Here is a 20364-nt window from a genome sequence, read left to right on the forward strand (position 1 = left end):
ATGAACCTGCCGCGTGCTGAAAGATCCGCCGCGTCGCGCGACGGCGCCGAACCCCTGGTGCTGCTGGCCGATGCCGACGATGACAACGCGCTGTACGCGACGACCGCGCTGGAGCTGCTGGGCTGCGGGGTCGTGCGCGTGCGCGACGGCGGCACCGCGGTGACGCTGGCCACCACCGGGCTCTTCCACCTCGTGATGATGGAACTGCGCATGCCGCTGCTCGACGGCGCCGCCGCGACGCGCGCGATCCGCCGCTTCGAGCACTCGGCCCGGCGCATGCCGACGCCGATCGTCGCGCTGACCGCGTCGCTGATGCCGCACGAGCGCGCCCACTGCGCTGACGCCGGCATGGACGACCTGCTGCCCAAGCCCTTCACGCTGCCCGAGCTGCGGCGCACCGTCGACCGCTGGCGCGGTGCTACAGCAGCTTGAGCCCCAGCCACGCGATCAGGATCACCGAGTTGATCGGCACGCTCAGCACGCTGGGCAGGAAGAACACCAGCGACAGCGGGGCGCCCAGCAGCAGCTCGACGGCGCTGCCGATCGCCCAGCCGAGCAAGCCGATCACCGCCCAGCGCTTCATGTAGGTGGGCAGCCAGCGCGCCATCGCGCGGTTGTGGCGCAGCGCCGCGGCGCGCTGGATCAGGTCGCGCACGCTCGCGTCGTGGAACAGCCAGCCGAAGAAGAAGTAACGGTACAGCAACGTGCGGAACCGCAGCGACGGCGCCCTGCCGGGAGCGGCGGCCGGGAGAACCTCGGACGGGGCGGGCTGCATGTCGCGTGACTCCAGCGCTGGAACCGGACGGAGCAATCGTCACACCTGCCGCGTGGGGGCGCAAGCGACATCGTTCTCAGCTAGCCTACGCGCCATGCACAAGACCGCCCGCCTGCTGCTGCGCCGCCCGGACCCGGACGACGTCGTGCGCCTGTTCGCGATCTATGGCGACCCGGCGACCAACATCTACAACCCGGCCGGCCCGTTCCGCGACCTGCAGAAGGCGCAGACCGTGCTCGACGTCTGGCTCTCGCACTGGCAGGCGCGCGGCTTCGGCCAGTGGGCGATCGCCACCCGCGAGGCCCCGCGCGAGATCATCGGCTTCGGCGGCATCGCGTGGCGGCGCTACGTCGACGCCGACGCGCTGAACCTGGGCTACCGCTTCGACGCCGCGGCCTGGGGCCGCGGCTACGCGACCGAGCTCGGCCAGGCCGCGCTGCGCCAGGCCTTCGTCGACCTGCGCGAGCCGGAGGTCTTCGCGATCGTGCGGCCGGCCAACCTGCCGTCGATCCGCGTGCTGGAGAAGCTGGGCATGCAGCGCATCGGCGCGCTCGACGACGTGCCGGGCCAGCCGCAGAGCCACCTGTACCGCATCGCGCGCGAGGCGGCCGTCGCCCGCTGACACCACCCGCTGACGCCGGCCGATGGCCTGCGCCGCCAGGCGCGCCGCGCCGCTCACTTGGCGGTGATCGTCAACCCGCGCGTCAGCCCGCCCTTGGGCGTCGACGCGCTGACCGTCGCGCTCTGGTTGCGCGTCGTCGGCATCGTCGTGATCGTGAAGCTCGCGCTCTTGGCGCCGGCCGGCACGGTGATCGAGGCCGGCACCGTGAGCAGCGCGGTGTTCGACGTCTTCAGCTTGACCACCGCACCGCCGACGGGCGCCGCGGCACCGAGGCCGACCGTGCCGGTGGCGGTCTGCCCGCCGACCACCCGCACCGGCTGCAGCACCAGCGAAGTCACCGCCGGCGCGGGCGCGGTCGCCGCGGGCTGCACGGTCAGGCTCGCGCTCTTGCCGACGTCGGCATAGGTGCCGGTGATCGTCGCCGTGGTCGTCGCGCTGACGCTGGTCGTCGTGATCGAGAAGGCCGCGCTGGTCGCACCGGCCGCGACCGCCACCGACGAGGGCACCAGCGCGGCGCTCGACGAGCTCTGCAGCGTCACCACCGCGCCGCCGGCGGGCGCGGCGGCCGACAGCTGCACGCTGCCACTCGCGCTGGCGCCGCCGGTCACGCTGCTCGGCGAGATGGCCAGGCCGCTCAGCGCCGGCGCGGTGCCCACCGGGTTCCAGCCCAGCTGCACCACCTCGAAGTCGCTCGCCGTCAGCAGGCGGAACGCGGGGTTCAGCAGGCTGTTGTTCCAGCGCGTGTCGAAGGTGCCGCTGACGTACATGTCCGAGCCGTTGTCGGCGACGATCAGGCCGTGCTTCTGCATCGCGCGGAAGATCTTCTGCACGTTCGGGTCGGTGGTGCGCAGCGCCGGGTCGGCACCGTTGACGCTGGACTTCAGGCGCAGCCGCGCGCCCATCGGCAGCGCGCCGGCGGTATTGCCGGCCCGGTGCGAGGCCGGCCAGACGTAGCCGTTGGTGGCACGAACTGTCACACGAAAGGCGTGGCCGATCTCGGGAACCGTGACGTTGTACACCTCGTCCCAGCGCACCAGGCCGGGAAAGATCGCCAGGCCGGCGGCGTCGGCCGAGGTCCAGGTCTCGGGCCGGCGGTTGTTGGTGTTCATGTCGAAGAACGCGCCCGAGCCGGCCCGCCACGCGCTGCCGTCGAACCACACGTTGTAGAGCTCGTAGAGGCGGTTGTTCGTGCAGTCGACCATCAGCAGGTGGCGGTCGGAACTGCTGCGCTGGTCGACGTTCGCCGGCGCGCCGCCTTCGACCCAGTGCGGCTGGGTGATCGACTGCGTCGGGATCGGATAGAAGGCCTGGCCGACGCCGTCGCTTTCGCTGGCGTACTGGAACTGCACCATCGACTTCACCTGGCCGGCGTCGACCACCGCGTAGGGCATGCCGTAGATCGGGACGCTGCCGGGCGATTCCTCGCCGCCGAAGTCCGGGTGCAGCCGCCGCGTACCGCCGTTGTTGATGAAGCTGATGTAGGCGGCCGAGTTCGCGTCGACCGGCGCGTTGCGGATGTCCAGGTTCCACCAGTTGTCGGCCGGGAACAGCGGCGCCGTGCCACGCACCGCGCCGCCTTGCACCGGCGTGGACGCCGGGCAGACCGCGCTGCCGGCGTGGGCGGCGCCGACGGCGGCGGTCAGGATCAGGCTCAGCAGGGTGATGCGGGTGTTCATCTTCAAACTAGGGGTGGCCGACGACGGAGCGAGTTGTGCCATCGCTTCGGCCGGCCCCGGTGTCCAGCTGTAAGCGATCAGCCGATCGCGCGCCGGACCTGCGTCAGCGCGTGCCGCAGCACGGCCAGGTCGACCGAGCCCAGCGCGACGCGGATCGCCTGCGGCAGAGGCCGGGCGACGGCGAAGGCTTCGGCGGTGGACACAGCGATGCCTTCGCGCAGCAGGTCGGTCGCCAGCCGGTCGGCGCGCTGGTCGTCGACCAGCGGCAGCCAGGCGAAGTACGACGCCGGGTGGCGCGACCAGCGCAGGCCGGCGAAGGCGCGTTCGGCGATCGCCTGGCGCGCCATCGCGTCGCGGCGCTTGCCGGCCTCGAGCTGCGCGACCGTGCCGTCGTCGAGCCACTGGCAGGCCAGCGCGGTCATCAGTGCCGGCGTGTTCCAGGCGGTCGCGCGCACGGCACGCTCGAGCCGCGGCACCCACTCGTCGGGCGCGACGACGAAGCCGACGCGCAGGCCGGTCGCCACGCTCTTCGACAAGCCCGACACGTACAGCGTGCACTCCGGCGCCAGCGCGGCCAGCGGCGGCGGTGCATCGTCGGCCAGGAAGGCGTAGGCCGCGTCCTCGATCAGCAGCAGGCCGTAGCGGCGCGCGATGGCCACCAGCCGGCGCCGCCGGCTCGCGCCCATCACCCAGCCGAGCGGGTTGTGCAGCGTCGGCATCGCATAGACCGCGCGCACGCGGCGCTTCGTGCACAGCCGTTCCAGCGCATCGAGGTCCGGCCCGGCGCCGGCGGCGGGCAGCGGCGCCAGCTCCAGCCGCAGCGTCTCGGCCAGCACCTTGAAGCCGGGGTAGGTCAGCGCGTCGACCGCGACGACGTCGCCCGGCTTCAGCAGCGCCATCGCCGCGACCGCCAGCCCGTGCTGCGCGCCGTTGACGATCAGTACGCGCGCGCCCGTCACGTCGAGCCCGCGCGCGGCGAGATGCCGCGCGACCGCGGCGCGCTCGTGCACGCGCCCGCCATGCGGCTGGTAGCGCAGCAGCGCATCGAGGTCGCCGCCGCCGGCCAGCTGGCGCAGCGCGCCGCGCAGCAGCTCGGCCTGGCCCGGCAGCGCCGGGTAGTTGAAGGTCAGGTCGACCAGGTGGCCGGCCGGCGCGGGCTGCTCCACGCCATGGCCCGGCGGCAGCGCGGTCTCGCGCACGAAGGTGCCGCGGCCGGTCTCGCCGCTGACCAGGCCCATCGCCGCCAGCTCGGCATAGACCCGCGTCGCGGTGACCAGCGCCAGCCCGTGCGCCGCGGCCAGTTCGCGGTGCGTCGGCAAGCGGCTGCCGGGGGCGAGGCGGCCGTCGCGGATGTCGGCGGCGAGTGCATCGACGAGCGGCTTGTAGCGGGGCGATGGCATGGTGGTGTGCCTGTATCCATGACAATCATTTGATTGTATTGACAGGTCTGCCTAGGATGCGGCAATGGACCACCCCCTGCTCACGTCGTTCGCTCCCCCCGAGGGGGACTCAGCGCCCTTCGGGCGGCCGGGCGGGCGCTGATGGTCCACCCCCTGCTCACTTCGTTCGCTCCCCCCGAGGGGGACTCAGCGCCCTTCGGGCGGCCGGGCGGGCGCTGATGCACATCGCCATCCTCACCTTCGACGGCTTCAACGAGCTCGATTCGCTGATCGCGCTCGGCGTCCTGAACCGCGTGCGCCGGCCCGGCTGGCGCGTCTCGCTGGCCTGCCCGACCGAGCGCGTGCGCTCGATGAACGGCGTCACGATCGAGGCCCAGGCGACGCTGGAAGACGCCGCCGGCGCCGATGCGGTGCTGGTGGGCAGCGGCATGCGCACGCGCGAGGTGGTGGCCGATGCGGCGCTGATGGCGCGGCTGCGCCTGGACCCGTCGCGCCAGCTGCTCGGCGCGCAGTGCTCGGGCACGCTGGTGCTGGCCAGGCTCGGCCTGCTGCAGGACCTGCCGGCCTGCACCGACCTGACCACGAAGCCCTGGGTGCAGGACGCCGGCGTCGACGTGCTGGATGCGCCCTTCACCGCGCGCGGCAACGTCGCCACCGCCGGCGGCTGCCTCGCGTCGCCCTACCTCGCCGCCTGGGTGATCGCGCGGCTCGAAGGCGTCGACGCAGCGCAGGCGGCGCTGCACTACGTCGCGCCGGTCGGCGAGAAGGACGACTACGTCTCGCGCGCGATGGGGCATCTCCTGCCGGCGCTCACGATGCCGCCGGCGCCCGAGCTCAGCCCAGCGTCGCCGAGGCCCGCGGCCGCGGCGACTTCGCCCAGCGCGGCATCGCCGTCGACGGCTGGCGCAGCGCACGCTGCTGCTCGATGTCCCTGAACAGCTGCGTCACGAAATCGAGCACGCGCCGCACGCGCGGAATGCGGCGCACGCTGGGCGGGTAGAGCAGGTTCACCGGCGGCACCTCCTCGTGCTGCCAGTCGGTCAGCGCGGGCACCAGCGCGCCACGCGCGATCTCGTGGCCCTGCATCTGGTTCCAGTCGATCAGCCGCGCGACGCCGGCGCCGGCCACGGCGAGGTCGCGCACCATGTCGCGGTGCACGTTGTCGGCGACCAGCCAGCCGCGCGCCGACACCGATACGCGTTCGTCACCGCGCTGGAACTGCCACAGGTCCATCACCGAGCCCATGTTCGAACGGATGCACAGGCAGTTGTGCTGCTCGAGCTCGGACGGGTGCTGCGGCATGCCGTGCGCCGCCCAGTACGCGGGCGCCGCGCAGACGACGAAGCTCGTCGCGCCGAGCTGACGCTGCACCAGGTCCGCAGCCGCCAACTGCGGCCAGCCCAGCACCAGCGCCGCGTCGATGCCACGCAGCTGGTCCTCGGTCGGGCGCATGAACAGCCGCACATCGAGCTGGATGTCGGGGTACAGCGCATGGAAGCGCGGCAGCGCCGGCGTCAGGCATTCCTGCGCGATCACCGGCTGCACGCCGAGCACCACGGTGCCGCTCACCCGGGACGTCACGGCGCGCGCCTGCTCGTCGGCCGCGGCCAGCTGCACCAGCGCCGGGCCGCAGGCCTCCAGGTAGGCCGTGCCGCCGGCCGTCAGGGCCAGGCCGCGCGGGTGGCGCTCGAAGAGCGTCAGGCCCAGCTCGCGCTCCAGCGACTGCACCAGCTTGGCCACCGCGGCGGTGCTGACGCCGAAATGACGCGCCGCCTTCGAGAAGCTCGACAGCTCGGCGGCGGCCGCGAAGTAATGCAGCGAACGCAGCTTGTCCATCGTGGTGACCCTCCGGCCGCCGGACAGGGTTCAACCGATGGTTGACGCCGCCGGCAAGCGGCGGAGTATTCCATGCGCGCCGCGCGGCGTCGAAGATGCGGGCCACACCACCGGGAGCCCGCCATGGCCCTTCACCGTCGCCAGTTCACCTTCGCCACGGCCGGTGCGCTGGCCGCGCCGCTGCTCGCACCCCTCGCCGTGGCCCAGGGCACGGCCTGGCCGTCGCGGCCGCTGCGCCTTGTCACCGGCGGGCCGGCCGGCATCGCCGACATCCGCGGCCGCTGGCTCGCCGAGCGCCTGGCCGCCGCGCTGGGCCAGCCGGTGGTGGTGGAGAACAACGGCGCCGCCGGCGGCAACGTCGGTGCCGAGCAGGTGGCGCGCGCGGCGCCCGACGGCTACACGCTGCTGGTGGTGCACCAGGGCATTGCCGCGATCAACCCGCACCTGTACGCGCAGATCGGCTTCGATCCGCTGCGCGACTTCGCCCCGGTCACCCGCTTCGGCCACGGTTCGCTGCTGCTGACCGTGCATCCCGGCGTGACGGCGAGTTCGGTGCGCGAGCTGATCGCGCTGGCGAGGCAGAAGCCCGGCACGCTGAACTTCGGATCGCCGGGCAACGGCACGCCGCCGCACCTGGCGGCCGAGATGTTCCGCCGCGCCGCCGGCATCGAGTCCACGCACATCCCGTTCAAGGGGGGCGGGGCGATGATGGCGTCGCTGCTCGCCGGCCACGTGCAGTGGTGCATGGAGGGCCTGACCGCGCAGCTGCCGCACGTGCGCGCGGGCAGCCTGCGCGCGCTGGCGGTCACCGGCGCCCGGCGCGTGCCGTCGCTGCCCGACCTGCCGACGATCGCCGAGGCCGGCGTGCCCGGCTACGAGTACGCCGGCTGGACGGGCATCGCCGCGCCGGCAGGCACGCCGCGCGCGGTGGTCGAGCGCCTGCAGGCCGAGATCGCCCGCATCGCCGCCACCGACGAGGCGCGGCAGTGGTTCGCGGCGACCGGCGCTGACGCCGGCGTGCTGTCGCCCGATGCGTTCGGCGCCTTCATCCGCGACGAGCATGCCCGCTTCGGCAAGCTGATCCGCGACGCCGGGCTGCGCGCCGAATGACCGCCGCAAATATGCACCACGGATCCCTGGACGGCGAGCCCCCGCAGCGGGCGCAGCTGTTCGACTGGATCAACGCCAGCTGGACCACGCAGGCGATCCGCAGCGCCTGCGTGCTGCAGCTGCCCGACTGGCTCGCGCGCGGCGCCAGCTCCGCCGACGAGGCCGCCGCCGGGCTCGGCTGCGACGCGCCGGCGCTGGCCCGGCTGCTGCGCGCGCTGGCCACGCTGGGCTTGTGTGCAGAGGACGACGCCGGCCGCCACGCGCTGACCGCCACCGGCGCGCTGCTGTGCGAGGACCATCCGCAGTCGCTGCGCGCCTGGGCGTTGATGGCCGGCGGCCCGCAGTGGCAGCGCTGGGGCGAGCTCGACCAGAGCGTGCGCACGGGCTGCAGCCACCGCCGCCGTCACGGCGGCAGCGACGGCTTCGACGACCTGGCGACCGATCCGGCCGCCGCCGAGCAGTTCTACCGCGCGATGGTCGAGATGACCCGCTCGATCGCCGGCGCGGTGGTGCAGGCGATGAACGCCACCGGGGCGCGTTGCGTCGTCGACGTCGGCGGCGGCCGCGGCGAGCTGCTGGCGCAGGTGCTGGCCGCGCACCCGTCGCTGCGCGGCGTGCTGTTCGACCTGCCGCAGGGCCTGGCCGGCGCCGACGCGGTGCTGGCGCAGCACGGCGTCGCGGCGCGCTGCCGCTGCATGGCCGGCAGCTTCTTCGAGACCGTGCCCGAGGGCGATGTGCAGTTGCTCAAGAGCGTGCTGCACAACTGGGACGACGCACGCGCGGTGCAGATCCTCGCCCGCTGCCGCGACGCGCTGGCGCCGGTCGGGCGCGTGCTGATCGTCGAGCGCCTGGTGGCCGATCGCATCGGCCGCACGCCGCAGGACCGCGACGTGGCGCGCTCCGACCTCAACATGCTGGTCGCACTGAGCGGCCGTGAGCGCCGGCGCTCGGAGTTCGCGGCGCTGTGCGCGGCGGCCGGGCTGGCCTTGACCGGTGAGGCGCACGCCACCGGCGCCTGGCACGTGCTGCAGGCCCGCGCGGCCTGACCGGGCCCAGAATCGGGCATGGCCACCTTCAACCTGCCCGATCCCGTCGCCGACGGCGACCCGCGACGCCACAGCCCCGCCGCGGACCGCAACCGCGGCGTGCTCCTGGCCGAGCTGCAACGCCTGCTGCCCCGGGTCGACCCGGCGGGCGGCGTGCTGCTGGAGATTGCCAGCGGCAGCGGCCAGCATGCCGCGCACTGCAGCCCCGCGCTGCCGGGCTGGCAGTGGCTGCCCAGCGACGTGAACCCCGACATGCTGCCGTCGATCCGCGCCTGGTGCGACGGCCTCGAGCGCGTTCGCCCGCCGATCGTGCTGGACGTGCTGCAGCCGCCGTGGCCCGGTGTGCCCGACCGCGTCGACGCCATGCTCTGCGCCAACATGATCCATGCCGCGCCCTGGGCCTGCTGCCGCGGGCTGATGCAGGTGGCCGCGCGCCACCTGGCGCCGCACGGGCGGCTGATCACCTACGGCCCCTACCTCGAGGACGGCGTGCCCACCGCCGCGAGCAACCTGGCGTTCGACGCCGACCTTCGCGCGCGCGACGCGGCCTGGGGCCTGCGCCGCCGCGAGGACGTCGAGCGCGAGGCGGCGGCCGCCGGGCTGACGCTCGAAGTACGCGTCCCGATGCCGTCGAACAACCTGCTGCTGGTCTGGTCGCGCGCCGCATCGGGCAGCTGAATAGACTTTCCCGAAACGAGGCCCCGATGACCGACCCGCCCCTGCCCACCAACAACGACGACCAGCTGAAACTGTGGAACGGCGTCGCCGGCCAGGCCTGGGTCGACGAACAGGCCCTGCTCGACGCGCTGTTCCGGCCCTTCGAAGAGGCGCTCGCCGCCGCTGCACGCGCGGCCTCGGCGCGCCGCGTGCTGGACGTCGGCTGCGGCACCGGCGCGACGACGCTGGCGATCGCCCGCGCGATCGATGAGTCGGCCGGGCCCGGTGGCCGCTGCACCGGCATCGACCTGTCCGAGCCGATGACCGCGCTGGCCCGGGAACGCGCGCGGCGCGACGCCGTCGCCAACGCGGAATTCCTCTGCGCCGATGCGCAGGCCCAGGCCTTCGAGCCCGCCACCTTCGACCGCGTGGTGTCGCGCTTCGGCGTGATGTTCTTCGCCGACCCCGTCGCCGCGTTCGCCAACCTGCGCCGCGCCGCCACCGATCACGCCGCGCTGCACTGCATCGTCTGGCGCAGCGCGGCCGAGAACCCGTTCATGACCACCGCCGAACGCGCGGTCGCGCCGCTGCTGCCCTCGATGCCCGCGCGCCGCCGCGACGGCCCGGGCCAGTTCGCGTTCGCCGAGCCGCCACGCGTGCAGCACATCCTGGGCGCCGCCGGCTGGCACGATGTCGCGCTGCAGCCGCTCGACGTGCCGTGTGCGCTCGACCCGGCGCAGCTCGACCGCTACCTGTCCCGCCTCGGCCCGGTCGGCGTCGCGCTGGCCGAGGCCGACGACGCGACCCGCGACCACCTGCTGCAGGTGCTGCGCACCGCCTTCGCGCCGTTCAGGCACGGCGACCAGACGCGCTTCACGGCGGCGTGCTGGTCGGTGACGGCGCGCGCCGACGCGATCAGCACGGCGCCGGCGTGATGCCGGCCGGCGCGCCCGCCCCTCGAGCCCCCGGTCCATGCGCCACACTCGCGCGATGTCCGAACCGACCCTCCGCATCGTCCCGATCGCCCCGGCGCACGCCGCCGGCTTCCACGCCTGCCTGGACACCGTGGCACGCGAGAAACGCTACCTCGCCCAGATCGAGGCGCTGCCACTGGATCGCATCGAGGGCTTCGTGCGCGACAGCGTGCGCGACGACGCGGTGCAGTTCGTCGCGCTCGACGAGCTCGAGGCACGCCAGCGCGACGCGATGCGCTTCGACGGCATCTACTTCGACGCGCTGCGCATGAGCCTCGTGCGTCGCTGAGGCCGCGGGCGCGCCACTTGCCGCGTGCAGTACCCGCGCCGCGAACCGCGAACGCCGTTCGGTGATCGAATCGGGGGTCGCCAGCCCGACTGTGATAGGGTGCGCGGCCATTTTCGTGACCCCTCCTGCGCGGCACCGCCATGAACCTGCACGTTTCCATCGCCATCACCGACGAGCTCGACGACGACATCGTGAGCTCCACCGGCTCGCTCGACCTGGCGAGCGGCGAGATCCGCGACGTGGTCTACGAGGACTACGACGTCAAGGCGCGCGGCGGGGTGCCGGCCACGCTGCCGGACTACGCCTTCACCAGCGGCACGCTGTCGCACGGCGGCAAGGACGTCGAGTTCAGCGTGCAGGTCGACAAGTTCAGCGGCAAGTACAGCGTGACCGCCAACGAGCTGCTGGACATCAAGGTGCGCGCCGCGAAGCTCTTCGCTGGCATCGAGGGCAAGGAACTCGCCGCCGGCGCGGGCAAGAAGAAGACGCACTGACCCGGCCCCTGACGGCAGCGCACGCATGCGCAAGACGTCGGCCGCCGGCGGCCTCGTGTACTCCACCGAAGGCGGGCGCATGTGCCCGGCCTGCCGGCAGCCGCTGGCCGCCTGCAGCTGCCGCGCGCAGACCCCCGCGCCCGCCGGCGATGGCGTCGTGCGCGTCAGCCGCGAGACCAAGGGTCGCGGCGGCAAGGCGGTCACCGTCATCCGCGGCGTGACGGGCGACGCGGCAGCGGTGGCGGCGCTGGGCAAGCAGCTGCGCACCGCCTGCGGCTGCGGCGGCACGGTGAAGGACGGCGTCATCGAGGTCCAGGGCGACCACTGCGACCGGATCGTCGCGATACTCCAGCAGGCCGGCCTGACGGTGAAGCGCGCCGGCGGCTGAGGAGGAACTCCCGATGTGGCCCGTGATCCTCGCCATCGCGTCGACGGTGGCCCTGCTGTGCACGATGGGCTTCTTCATGATGGGCTCGCTGCCGCTGCTGATCCTGAAGCACGACACCCCGCTCGACGCGCGCTTCATCCGCAGTCTCTTCAACCTGCACTACCGGGCGGTGATGCTCACCGCGACGGTCGCCGCGCTGGCCTACGGCTTGGCCGGCAAGCCCGCGTTCTGCGCCGGCATGGCGGCGATCGCTCTGCTGGGCTTCGGGCTGCACCGCACGATCGTCGGCCGCATGGACGCGCTGCGCGGCACGATGACGCCGTCCGACGCACCGGGCATCGCGCGCTTTCGCCGGCTGCATGTGAGCGGCATGCTGCTCAACGTGCTGCAGCTCGGCGCCGTGGCGATCGGGCTGACGCAGCTCGCGCTGTAGCGCGGCCGGGCAGGCCTCTGCGCAGGCTCAGCGCGGGCGATCGCCGACGTTTTCCGCCGCGCCGTGGCGCGCGCGGTATGCGCCCGGCGACTCGCCGAACCAGCGCTTGCAGGCGCGGAAGAAGTTGCTCGGGTCTTCGAAGCCCAGCTGCTGCGCCACCTGCTTCAGCGAATGGCGCGGCTGCTTCAGGTACACCTGCGCCAGCTCGCGCCGGGTTTCGTCGAGCAGTTGCTGGAACGAAGTGCCTTCGTCGTGCAGGCGGCGCTGCAGCGTGCGGTCGCTCAGCTGCAGCGCAGCGGCGGCCTGTTCGCGGCGCGGCTCGGCCTCGCTCAGGCGCGTGGCCAGGAAGTGACGCACCCGCTGGCCGGTACCGGCGCCGGACAGGCGCTCGAGCGCCTGCTCGGCGAGGCGCTCGTGCAGCGCGGCCATCGCCGCGTCGCGCGCCGGCAGCGGCAGCGCCAGGTCGTCCCGGCGCAGCAGCGCGCGGTTGGCCGCGCAGCCATAGCGCACCGGACAGCCGAACACGGCCTGGTGCAGCGCCGCATGCGGCGAAGGCGGATCGACGAACTCGATCACCAGCGCGTTGAAGTCACGCCCGCTGATCCAGCTGCAGAAGCTCAGCGTCGTCAGCATGCCGAACTCCACCCGCTGCCGCGGCACCGGCCTCGCGCCGCCCAGGTGTCCCAGCTCGATCCAGCAACCCTGCGCATCGTCGGCCAGCGCGAAGGTCGCCGCATTGCTCACCACGTCCATGTAGCGCTGCATGCGCTGCAGCGCCTGCAGCAGCGTGGGGCAGGCCATCATCGCGAAACCCACCATGCCCAGCTTGGCGTAGGTGGCGGCCAGCTCGCGGCGCAGGCCCAGCGTCGGCTTGCCCGAGCGCCGCACCGCCAGCTCCCACAGCAGGCTCACGTCGTCGATCGTGAAGCGGGCTTCCGGCTCGTCGAGCAGGCGCAGGTCCAGGCCGGCCTGCGCAAACAGCGCCGCCACGTCCAGGCCCTCGGCCGCGAACATGTCGGCCACGCCCCGCACCCACGCTGCCGAACTCGTGCGCTCGATCAACTCGCCTGCTCCGTTCTGGCGCTGCAACGCCAGCGTTGTGGCCGCCTGCGGCCACTGTGTCCACCGAACGCGATTTCTAGAATGAAATTCGACCCTCTCGCAGAGGGGAAACACTCGTCATTCGAGCAGGAGACAAACGATGGACGCGCGCTGGGCTTGGAGTCGTGGTGGGCTGGCGGTGCTGGCCTTGGGCAGCGCGCTGCTGGGGGGCTGCGGCGGCAACGACGACGTGCCGCCCACGCGGCGCGAAACGGTCTACGGCACGCTGCAAGGCAGCGACCTCGGCGCCGCCAGCGGCACCTGGGCCTGGAAGGGCGTGCCCTATGCCAAGCCGCCGGTCGGCGCCCTGCGCTGGAAGGCCCCGGTGGAACCCGACAGCTGGGCCGGCACGCTGCGGCCGGCCACGCAGTTCGGCAATGCCTGCGTGCAGTACGGCCGCATCTACGGTCCCGGCGCGAACAACACCTACGACGCGACGATCGGCACCACGCTGAACCAGGCCGTGGGCAGCGAGGACTGCCTGTACCTGAACATCTGGCGCCCCGCCACGACGGACGACAGGCTGCCGGTGATCGTCTTCATCCACGGTGGCAGCAACGTCTCGGGCTACACCGCGGACCCGGTGTACGACGGGGCGGCGCTGGCGAAGACGGCCAACGCCGTGGTCGTGACGGTGAACTACCGCCTGGGCATCTTCGGCTGGCTGAACCTGCCGCAGCTGAAGGAAGGCAGCAATGCCAGCGACGATTCGGGCAACTTCGCGACGCTGGACACGATCCAGGCGCTGCGCTTCATCAACCGCAACATCGCCAGTTTCGGCGGCGACCCCGGCAACGTCACGGTTACCGGCCAGTCGGCCGGCGCGATCAACGTCTATGCGCTGATGACCTCGCCGCTGATGGTCAATGCCAGCCCGAAGCTGATGCACCGCGCGGTGGCGATGAGCGGCGGCATCTCGCTGGCCACCAACCTGCCCCCCGGCAGCCTGCCGACCTTGAACCCGGCCAGCACGTCGCTGGCCCAGGGCACCGCGCTGCTGCAGCAGCAGCTGATCGCCGACGGCCTGGCCACCGACGTGGCCTCGGCCAATGCCTACATCGCGACGCAAGGCAAGGCCCAGCTGGCCGCGTACCTGAGGGGCAAGAGCCCGGCCGCGCTGCTGGGCACGCTGCTGGGCAAGCTGAGCGCGCTGGGCCTCGCCGGTTCGGGCCCGATCCCCGAGGGCACGGTGCTGCCGGTGGACCCGGTGGCCGCCATCAACGCCGGGCAGTATTTGAAGCTGCCGTTCATCGCCAGCAATACACGCGACGAGGCCAAGCTGTTCCCGACCTTCCTCGCGCTGTCGCCGGCGCTCGGTGGCGTCAGCGGCCGCCTGGTCAACGACGCGGCGCTGTTCAGCACCCAGATGGCCTACAACCCGAACGCGGCGCCCACGGTCGCCGTCGAGCAGTGGATTCCGGCCGCCTACCTGCCGGTGGCCACGCCGACCACCGGCTTCAATGCCCGCACCGACCTGCTCAACAGCATCTTCTTCATCGCCAGCCGCAACAACGTGATGGCCGCGCTGAAGGCGCAGCAGCCCACCAGCGTCTGGTACTTCCGCTTCGACTGGGACGAGGAACCGGCGCCATGGAACGACATCTACGGCGCCGCCCATGCCTTCGACCTGCCCTTCGTCTTCGGCACCTTCGGGCCCTCGCTGTTCTCCAACGTCGCCAACAGCAGCGCCAACCAGGCCGGCCGTCTGGCGCTGTCGGACGCGATGATGAAGAGCCTGGGCGCCTTCGCGCGCAGCGGCGACCCGAACCACAGCGCGCTGGGCGTCACCTGGCCGGTGTGGCCGGCGCAGCTGCTGTTCGATGCCTCGGCCACCGCCAAGGCGATCAGCGTGAAGCCGTGACGGGCACGGCCGGCCTCGGCGCCTGAGCCGCAAGGGTGGACCTGTCCGAGCGTCGGTGCAAAGGCCTGGCGGCGCTCACTTGCCGATCAGCGCGGCCGTCCAGGCCGCGCGCAGCATGCCGGCATCGTTCGGCTGCGCTTCATTGCCCATCGAGTTGCGGGTGATGAAGACCTCGGTGCCCGGGTACACCACCAGCTGCGACGCCGCGCCGCCGGCGCCACCGTTCTTCGAGTACAGCGGACCGACGCCGTCGGGGCCGCTCATCGCCGGGGCCTCGCCACCGAAGCCGATGGACTTGGCGGCCGCCAGGTCCGTGGGCGTCAGCAACGCGCCGTTCGCCAGCTTCGACAGGAAGCGCGCGAATTCCTTGGACGTCATCTTCAGGCCGCCGGAGCCGGCCTCGAGGTAGTCGTCCTCGCTCTCGGGGATCCACGGCGCGATCTCGTCGGTCGGCGGCGTGCCCCAGTGGTAGCGGTAGGCCCCGTTCTCGCCGTCGCCGTAGACGTACTTGAAGTCGGCGTCGACGCCCACCTCGGCCAGCATGCCGCGCACGTAGTTGCGGAAGCGCTTGCTCATCTCCTCGTTGCGCTTGGACTCGCTGGGCTCGAAGAGGAACAGGTTGGTCACGCCGACCGGGTCCATCACGTACGGCAGCAGGTAGCGCATCAGCGTGTAGTGGATGTTGTGGTAGCCGGCGTCGCGGACCATGCCGCCGGCCACCGCATCGCGCAGGCAGCGGTAGGGGTTGCTGTCGCACATCGCGGCCGGATAGTGCAGGCCCTTGCCGACCGTGGGCTTCAACCCGTGCGACAGCAACTGGCGGAAGGTGACCGTGTCCATGCCCGGTCCGCGCGGCCAGTGCGGCGGCAGGTAGTGGTCGACCTTCGCGTCCACCGACACGGAGCGCTCGCGCAGCGCGCGCAGCATCGCCACCAGCGTGACGGTCTTGGTCGTGCTGGCCATCTCGTTGAGCGTGTTCTCGGTGAACGGCAGCGGCGACCACAGCCCGTTGCTGGCGGTCACCGCGCGGCGGGCGCCGCCGGCGCCCTTGCGCAGCACGACGCCGTTCTGCGCGATGGCGTAGCTGAAGCCGACGGTGTAGGGCGTCAGCCGGGCCTCGATCTCGGAGGCGAACTTGTCGAGGTCCACCGCGTAGTCGGCGGTATAGGCCACCTGGCGCAGCGGCGGGTAACCTGGCACAGGCACGCTCAGCGTCTGCAGGAAGTCGCGCGCGGCGGGCGACTTCTGGCCGATGAACTGGCCGGACGTGAGGTTGGCGGTCTGGTGCGGCAGGTCGAAGAAGGCACCGCCCATGCCGTCGCTGGAACGCGTCGCGATGCTGACCGTGGCATACACCGGGCGCGCATCGCCCGGCTCGGCGAAGCGCTCGGTCATCATGACCACCGTTGAGCCGTACTGGCGCACGTAGGCGCGGCTGCCGTCGGAGCCCTTGAACGCGCCGTCGAGGTCGCTGGCCATCGTCGACTGGAACTTCGCTTCGCGCGCCTGCGGGAAGGTGAACTGGCTGGGCAGCTTGGCGATCCAGGTGCCGGTGCCGACGTTCTCGCCGCTGGCGCGCTGCAGCGTCGAGCCGCCATTGGACAGGGTCAGGGTCAGCGGGCCCTGCTGCGTGCTGCTGCCCTTGGGCAGGCCGTAGACCTGGCCGGTGATGGTCATGCCCGAGCGCGTGCCGCTGAAGACGTAGGCGCGCGTGCCGGTCAGGTCCTGGCTGAAGCCGACCACCGTGTTGTTGACGGCGCGCAGCGACAGCACGCTGCCGTCGGCGCCGTGGTAGGTGCGGGTCAGCGAGATCGCATCGCCGCCGACGAGGTCGCTGGCGTGGACCGGTGCGGCAACGGCCAGCGCGGCGGCCGCGGCGAGCAGGCCGGCCCACAGGCGTCGGCGACGCGTGGGCACGGGGGAAGCAGGGAGAAGGGAGGTCATGGTGCGGGTTCCTGAACGGGGTTCGTCTGAAGTGGGTTCGTCGGGAGGGGGATGGAGGGTCGAAGCGCGGGGCGACGCGAGCGCGTCAGAGCAGGCGCTCGTCGCGCGAGCTGCCGTGCATGGCCTTGCGTCGGGCCAGCTCGGCCTCGAAGCGGACGCGCTGCTCGGGGGTCAGCAGCGCGCGGATCTTGTCGTTCTCGGCCTCGCGGATCTTGCGCAGGTCCTGCTGCAGCGCATCGACGACCGGCTGCTGCTTCGCGATGGCCGCGCTGTCGCGGGCCAGGTGCGCGCGGCGCAGCACGCGGCTCTCGCGGTTGAAGTCGCCGCGCTTGGCCGCGAACTCCAGGCGATAGACCTTCTCGATGGCCATCACCGCATGCGCCTGGTCGCGGCTGAGGCCCAGCGCCGTTTCCAGCGGCTGGTCGGCGGCGGCAGGGCGGGCGACGACGAGGGTCGCGACGCACACGGCGGTGAACATCACGTCGCGCCATGAAGCACGGGCGTTGCTCATGCGGCCTCCTGCATGTCGGCAGCCTCGGCCGGGTAGGCCGCGGCCTTCATCGCACCGGCCAGCGTCTCGTAGGCCAGCAGCCAGGCTTCGCGCGCAGCCGGCGTCATCGCGGCGCCGAGGCCTTGTTCGAGGGTCCAGATCAGCGCGGTGCCCACGCTGTCGTAGTGCTGCGGCTGCACGCCGTAGCCGACATGGCGCCGCGCCAGCTGCTGCGCGGTGGGCAGCACGGCCCCCAGGTCGTGCAGGCTGCGCACCACCGCGTCCAGCGTGGCCATCAGCATGGCGCCCTGGGCATGGATGTCGCGCTTGAACAGCGGCCGCGTATCGGGCGCCAGCTCGAACAGGCGGCCGTAGAACAGGTCCGCCGCGGCGGCCTTGATCGGCAGCACCTGCTGCCAGGTGGATCGGACCAGCACGATCTGCTGGGGCGACATGAGGACTTTCATCGGGCGTCTCCTGAGGCGGTGGAAGGGATGGAGGCCAGTGTTCCGACACCCCCTCGCAAGCACCTTCAGGCGGACTTAAAAATGGTTAAACATCGGCCGCGACCGCTCCCTACACTTCGACGCCACGATGGCGAACACCCTGCGCTTCGGCCGGTTCGAGCTGCGGCCCGCAGAGCACCGGCTGCTCGCCGACGGCCAGCCGGTGCCGCTGGGCGGGCGTGCGTTCGACCTGCTGCTCGCGCTGGTGCAGCGGCCGGGCGAACTGGTCGGCCGCAACGAGCTGATCGAGCAGGTCTGGCCGGGCCGCGTGGTCGAGGAGAACAACCTCACCGTGCAGGTCAATGCGCTGCGCAAGGCGCTCGGCAGCGAGTGGCTGGTGACCGTGCCGGGGCGGGGCTACCGCTTCGTCGCGCCGGCGCCGGCGGCCACGGCCTCGGCGCCGTCATCCCCCTCGGCCCCTGCATCGCCTTCATCGACGCCATTGCCGGCAACCACCGCGGCGCCGCTCCCGTCTGGCCCGCGCACCAACCTGCCGGTGCTGCAGCCGCAGCTGATCGGCCGCAGCGACGACCTGGCCGCGCTGGGCACGCTGGTCGACCAGCACCGGCTGGTCACCGTGGTCGGCGCCGGCGGCATCGGCAAGACGCGCCTCGTGCAGGCGCTGATGCAGCTGCGCGCCAACGCCTATCCGCAGGGCGTTTGCTGGGTGGAGCTGGGCAACGTCGGCACGTCCGCGGCCCTGCCGCCGGCAGTCGCGGCGGCGCTGGGCCTGCAGTCGCCCCCAGGCGACGCGCTGGCGCACCTGGCGCGCACGGTGGCCGGGCTGCAGATGCTGCTTGCGCTGGACAACGCCGAACACCTGCTCGACGACGTGGCCGGCCTCGCGCAGGCGCTGCTGGACGCGGCGCCGGCCCTTCGCCTGGTGATCACCAGCCAGGCGCCGCTGCGGCTGGCCCAGGAACGCATCTTCCGGCTCGGGCCGCTGGCCCTGCCGCAGGGCCCGCTGCCGGCGCAGCAGGCGCAGTCCTTCGGCGCGGTGGCGCTGTTCTGCGAACGCGCGGCCGCGGCCGATCACCGCTTCGTGCTCGACGAGGCCGACGTGCCCGCGGTGATCGAGCTGTGCCGGCACCTCGACGGCGTCGCGCTGGCCATCGAGCTGGCGGCCGCGCGCGCGCCGGCGCTGGGCATTCCGCGGCTGCAGCAGGCGCTGTCCGACCGGCTGCAGGTCTTCAGCAGCAACCGCAACCGCCTGGCGCCGGCGCGGCAGCAGAGCCTGCGCGCGGCGCTCGAATGGAGCGTGGGCCTGCTGGCGCCGTTCGAACAACAGCTGTTCCGCCGCCTCGGCGTGGTGGCCAGCAGCGCGTCGCTGGGCCTGGTGCAGCGCCTGGGCACGCTGGCCGACGACGACGCCGCGCCGGCGGATGCCTGGGCCGTCGTCGATGCGCTGGACCAGCTGGTGCAGCGCTCGCTGGTCGACGTGGTGCAGGCCGAAGGCGCCGGCCCGACGCACTACCGGCTGCTCGAGTCCCCGCGGGCGCTGGCGCTGGAGCAGCTGGCCGCGGCCGGCGAAGCCCCCGTGGTGCGCCTGCGCTTCGCCCACGCCGTGCTCGACGAGCTCGACGCCGCGCGCACCGCGCTGCTCGCCGGCGAGCTCGGCCTGCAGGACTGGCGCCAGCTCGGCGCCCGGGCGCTGGACAACGCCCGCGCGGCGCTGGCCTGCGCGAACGACGCCGGGCTGCCGGCCCTGGAGCTGGCGCTGGCCAGCGCGATGATGCCCGCCGCGCTGAATGCCGAGCGCCTGGCGCTGGCGGACCGCTGCGAGCAGTTGATCGCCGCCTGTGCCGACCGCCAGGCGCCGCTGGACCCGGTGCGGGTCTACGACGCCTGGCGCGAGATCAGCGTGGCGCTGGCCAACATGCGGCCGCAGCGCAGCCTGGTGGCCGCGCGGCACGCGCTGGCGCTGGCGCGGCAGCTGGATGCCTCGCGCCCGGACCGCTATGCGCTCTATGACGCGCTCTGCGCCACCGCGCACATGCTGGTCGACGACGACGACGCGCTGCCCGCTGTGGCCCTGCTGCAGGAAGCGCGCACGCTCGAAGACCCGGGCTGGCCGCCCGTGCGCCTGCTGCCCGGCCTGCGCGTCCAGGCCAGCATCGCGATGGCGCGCCACGAGGTGTCCGAAGCGCTGCGCCTGTACCGCCGCGTGCTCGACGTCGGCCACGCCGCCGGCGACCCCGGTGTGACCACCCAGCTCAACCTCGCCAACGCCGAGCTGCTGGCCGGCGATGCCGAGGCGGCCGTTGCCAGCGGCATCCGGCTGGTGGCGCTGATCCAGCCGCTGCGCAACGAGAACATGCTGTTCTTCGCGCGCATCAACCTGGCCGCGGCGCACCTGATGCTGCACCAGACCGCGCCTGCGCGGCAGCAGCTGCACGAGGCCCTGCCCCGGCCGCTGCGCGGGCCGCTGCAGACCTGGTGCATGAACTACCTGGCGCTGCTGGCCGCGCTGGAAGGCCGCTTCGACGACGCGGCGCAACTGGTAGGCGCCACCGACGCGCGCTACGCGACGGACGACGAGCAGCGCCAGGTCAACGAACAGCGCGCCTACGAACGCACGCTGCAGCTGCTGTGCGACGCACCGGCCGACGATGCGGCCATCGACGCGCTGATCACGCAGGGGCGGACACTGAGCGATGCCGACGTGGTGCAGCTGGCGCTGCAGGCGGTGGAACGGGCGCCATGAACATTTCGGCGGCGTCCGCGTGGAAGCCATTGCAGATCCGCGGACGATGGAGAGTCGC

The 20364-nt window shown here is 72.7% G+C and carries 20 protein-coding genes and 1 pseudogene; 13 read left to right on the plus strand and 8 right to left on the minus strand.

Features of this window, described 5'->3' with window-relative positions; genetic code table 11:
• Nucleotides 1-432 (plus strand): response regulator, encoded by a 432-nt coding sequence (locus P1K89_RS22175; RefSeq protein ID WP_284618705.1) that lies wholly within the window; start codon nt 1-3, stop codon nt 430-432.
• Here P1K89_RS22175 and P1K89_RS22180 read toward each other — a convergent pair.
• Nucleotides 419-775, minus strand: a complete 357-nt coding sequence (locus tag P1K89_RS22180) for a hypothetical protein (protein ID WP_284618706.1) — start codon at nt 773-775, stop codon at nt 419-421. The genes P1K89_RS22175 and P1K89_RS22180 overlap by 14 nt on opposite strands.
• Nucleotides 776-869: 94 nt before the next feature.
• Between P1K89_RS22180 and P1K89_RS22185 the strand changes: the two genes are divergently transcribed.
• Nucleotides 870-1397 carry a GNAT family N-acetyltransferase gene (locus tag P1K89_RS22185; protein ID WP_284618707.1) on the plus strand — a complete coding sequence of 176 codons (528 nt, stop codon included), beginning with the start codon at nt 870-872 and terminating at the stop codon, nt 1395-1397.
• A gap of 53 nt (nt 1398-1450) precedes the next feature.
• On the opposite strand, the gene P1K89_RS22190 is transcribed toward P1K89_RS22185, so the two are convergent.
• Nucleotides 1451-3073: a hypothetical protein gene (locus P1K89_RS22190; RefSeq protein ID WP_284618708.1), complete on the minus strand. Its 1623-nt coding sequence runs from the start codon at nt 3071-3073 to the stop codon at nt 1451-1453.
• Nucleotides 3074-3150: 77 nt separating this feature from the next.
• The gene (locus tag P1K89_RS22195; RefSeq protein ID WP_284618709.1) at nt 3151-4473 is read right to left on the minus strand and encodes an aminotransferase-like domain-containing protein; all 1323 of its coding nucleotides are present in this window, start codon (nt 4471-4473) and stop codon (nt 3151-3153) included.
• 218 nt (nt 4474-4691) lie between these two features.
• On the opposite strand from P1K89_RS22195, the pseudogene P1K89_RS22200 reads away from it, so the two are divergent.
• A pseudogene (locus P1K89_RS22200) lies at nt 4692-5285 on the plus strand (DJ-1/PfpI family protein); the annotation flags it as partial.
• 22 nt (nt 5286-5307) lie between these two features.
• Here P1K89_RS22200 and P1K89_RS22205 read toward each other — a convergent pair.
• A complete protein-coding gene (locus P1K89_RS22205; RefSeq protein ID WP_284618710.1) occupies nt 5308-6309 on the minus strand; it encodes a LysR family transcriptional regulator in 1002 nt (333 codons plus the stop codon).
• Between the two features lie 123 nt (nt 6310-6432).
• Here P1K89_RS22205 and P1K89_RS22210 point away from each other — a divergent pair, with 123 nt between their 5' ends.
• From P1K89_RS22210 to P1K89_RS22245, 8 genes are all read left to right on the plus strand, one after another.
• The gene (locus tag P1K89_RS22210) at nt 6433-7419 is read left to right on the plus strand and encodes a Bug family tripartite tricarboxylate transporter substrate binding protein (protein ID WP_284618711.1); all 987 of its coding nucleotides are present in this window, start codon (nt 6433-6435) and stop codon (nt 7417-7419) included.
• A gap of 11 nt (nt 7420-7430) precedes the next feature.
• On the plus strand, nt 7431-8465 hold the full coding sequence (locus tag P1K89_RS22215; RefSeq protein ID WP_284618712.1) for a methyltransferase: 1035 nt from the start codon (nt 7431-7433) through the stop codon (nt 8463-8465).
• An 18-nt stretch (nt 8466-8483) separates the two neighbouring features.
• The gene (locus P1K89_RS22220) at nt 8484-9143 is read left to right on the plus strand and encodes a DUF938 domain-containing protein (protein ID WP_284618713.1); all 660 of its coding nucleotides are present in this window, start codon (nt 8484-8486) and stop codon (nt 9141-9143) included.
• Nucleotides 9144-9169: 26 nt separating this feature from the next.
• A complete protein-coding gene (locus tag P1K89_RS22225) occupies nt 9170-10057 on the plus strand; it encodes a class I SAM-dependent methyltransferase (protein WP_284618714.1) in 888 nt (295 codons plus the stop codon).
• 55 nt (nt 10058-10112) lie between these two features.
• On the plus strand, nt 10113-10385 hold the full coding sequence (locus P1K89_RS22230) for a hypothetical protein (RefSeq protein ID WP_284618715.1): 273 nt from the start codon (nt 10113-10115) through the stop codon (nt 10383-10385).
• A gap of 140 nt (nt 10386-10525) precedes the next feature.
• Complete coding sequence (locus P1K89_RS22235; protein ID WP_284618716.1) at nt 10526-10879, plus strand: hypothetical protein; 354 nt, start codon at nt 10526-10528, stop codon at nt 10877-10879.
• Nucleotides 10880-10904: 25 nt separating this feature from the next.
• Nucleotides 10905-11267 carry a translation initiation factor Sui1 gene (locus P1K89_RS22240; protein ID WP_284618717.1) on the plus strand — a complete coding sequence of 121 codons (363 nt, stop codon included), beginning with the start codon at nt 10905-10907 and terminating at the stop codon, nt 11265-11267.
• A gap of 13 nt (nt 11268-11280) precedes the next feature.
• A complete protein-coding gene (locus tag P1K89_RS22245) occupies nt 11281-11700 on the plus strand; it encodes a hypothetical protein (RefSeq protein WP_284618718.1) in 420 nt (139 codons plus the stop codon).
• 27 nt (nt 11701-11727) lie between these two features.
• Here P1K89_RS22245 and P1K89_RS22250 read toward each other — a convergent pair whose 3' ends face one another.
• Nucleotides 11728-12714 carry an AraC family transcriptional regulator gene (locus P1K89_RS22250; RefSeq protein ID WP_284618900.1) on the minus strand — a complete coding sequence of 329 codons (987 nt, stop codon included), beginning with the start codon at nt 12712-12714 and terminating at the stop codon, nt 11728-11730.
• A 187-nt stretch (nt 12715-12901) separates the two neighbouring features.
• Between P1K89_RS22250 and P1K89_RS22255 the strand changes: the two genes are divergently transcribed.
• The gene (locus tag P1K89_RS22255; protein ID WP_284618719.1) at nt 12902-14662 is read left to right on the plus strand and encodes a carboxylesterase/lipase family protein; all 1761 of its coding nucleotides are present in this window, start codon (nt 12902-12904) and stop codon (nt 14660-14662) included.
• 75 nt (nt 14663-14737) lie between these two features.
• On the opposite strand, the gene P1K89_RS22260 is transcribed toward P1K89_RS22255, so the two are convergent.
• The 3 genes from P1K89_RS22260 to P1K89_RS22270 form a co-directional block, all read right to left on the minus strand.
• On the minus strand, nt 14738-16579 hold the full coding sequence (locus P1K89_RS22260; RefSeq protein WP_284618720.1) for a serine hydrolase domain-containing protein: 1842 nt from the start codon (nt 16577-16579) through the stop codon (nt 14738-14740).
• A 112-nt stretch (nt 16580-16691) separates the two neighbouring features.
• Nucleotides 16692-17117, minus strand: coding sequence for a hypothetical protein (locus P1K89_RS22265; RefSeq protein ID WP_284618721.1), 426 nt, complete (start codon nt 17115-17117; stop codon nt 16692-16694).
• Nucleotides 17114-17563: a globin family protein gene (locus tag P1K89_RS22270; protein ID WP_284618722.1), complete on the minus strand. Its 450-nt coding sequence runs from the start codon at nt 17561-17563 to the stop codon at nt 17114-17116. Before P1K89_RS22270 ends, P1K89_RS22265 begins: the two co-directional genes overlap by 4 nt.
• Before the next feature lie 127 nt (nt 17564-17690).
• Here P1K89_RS22270 and P1K89_RS22275 point away from each other — a divergent pair, with 127 nt between their 5' ends.
• A complete protein-coding gene (locus P1K89_RS22275) occupies nt 17691-20306 on the plus strand; it encodes an ATP-binding protein (RefSeq protein WP_284618723.1) in 2616 nt (871 codons plus the stop codon).
• Nucleotides 20307-20364: the final 58 nt, after the last annotated feature.

The sequence above is a fragment of the Aquabacterium humicola genome (assembly GCF_030167915.1).
GTDB lineage: Bacteria > Pseudomonadota > Gammaproteobacteria > Burkholderiales > Burkholderiaceae_C > Pseudaquabacterium > Pseudaquabacterium humicola.

Excerpts from the sequence above, each read along its gene's own strand:
- P1K89_RS22175 (WP_284618705.1), top strand. The coding sequence starts at position 1 with ATGAACCTGCCGCGTGCTGAAAGATCCGCCGCGTCGCGCGACGGCGCC.
- P1K89_RS22180 (WP_284618706.1), bottom strand. The coding sequence starts at position 775 with ATGCAGCCCGCCCCGTCCGAGGTTCTCCCGGCCGCCGCTCCCGGCAGG.
- P1K89_RS22185 (WP_284618707.1), top strand. The coding sequence starts at position 870 with ATGCACAAGACCGCCCGCCTGCTGCTGCGCCGCCCGGACCCGGACGAC.
- P1K89_RS22190 (WP_284618708.1), bottom strand. The coding sequence starts at position 3,073 with ATGAACACCCGCATCACCCTGCTGAGCCTGATCCTGACCGCCGCCGTC.
- P1K89_RS22195 (WP_284618709.1), bottom strand. The coding sequence starts at position 4,473 with ATGCCATCGCCCCGCTACAAGCCGCTCGTCGATGCACTCGCCGCCGAC.
- P1K89_RS22205 (WP_284618710.1), bottom strand. The coding sequence starts at position 6,309 with ATGGACAAGCTGCGTTCGCTGCATTACTTCGCGGCCGCCGCCGAGCTG.
- P1K89_RS22210 (WP_284618711.1), top strand. The coding sequence starts at position 6,433 with ATGGCCCTTCACCGTCGCCAGTTCACCTTCGCCACGGCCGGTGCGCTG.
- P1K89_RS22215 (WP_284618712.1), top strand. The coding sequence starts at position 7,431 with ATGCACCACGGATCCCTGGACGGCGAGCCCCCGCAGCGGGCGCAGCTG.
- P1K89_RS22220 (WP_284618713.1), top strand. The coding sequence starts at position 8,484 with ATGGCCACCTTCAACCTGCCCGATCCCGTCGCCGACGGCGACCCGCGA.
- P1K89_RS22225 (WP_284618714.1), top strand. The coding sequence starts at position 9,170 with ATGACCGACCCGCCCCTGCCCACCAACAACGACGACCAGCTGAAACTG.
- P1K89_RS22230 (WP_284618715.1), top strand. The coding sequence starts at position 10,113 with ATGTCCGAACCGACCCTCCGCATCGTCCCGATCGCCCCGGCGCACGCC.
- P1K89_RS22235 (WP_284618716.1), top strand. The coding sequence starts at position 10,526 with ATGAACCTGCACGTTTCCATCGCCATCACCGACGAGCTCGACGACGAC.
- P1K89_RS22240 (WP_284618717.1), top strand. The coding sequence starts at position 10,905 with ATGCGCAAGACGTCGGCCGCCGGCGGCCTCGTGTACTCCACCGAAGGC.
- P1K89_RS22245 (WP_284618718.1), top strand. The coding sequence starts at position 11,281 with ATGTGGCCCGTGATCCTCGCCATCGCGTCGACGGTGGCCCTGCTGTGC.
- P1K89_RS22250 (WP_284618900.1), bottom strand. The coding sequence starts at position 12,714 with ATGTTCGCGGCCGAGGGCCTGGACGTGGCGGCGCTGTTTGCGCAGGCC.
- P1K89_RS22255 (WP_284618719.1), top strand. The coding sequence starts at position 12,902 with ATGGACGCGCGCTGGGCTTGGAGTCGTGGTGGGCTGGCGGTGCTGGCC.
- P1K89_RS22265 (WP_284618721.1), bottom strand. The coding sequence starts at position 17,117 with ATGAGCAACGCCCGTGCTTCATGGCGCGACGTGATGTTCACCGCCGTG.
- P1K89_RS22270 (WP_284618722.1), bottom strand. The coding sequence starts at position 17,563 with ATGAAAGTCCTCATGTCGCCCCAGCAGATCGTGCTGGTCCGATCCACC.
- P1K89_RS22275 (WP_284618723.1), top strand. The coding sequence starts at position 17,691 with ATGGCGAACACCCTGCGCTTCGGCCGGTTCGAGCTGCGGCCCGCAGAG.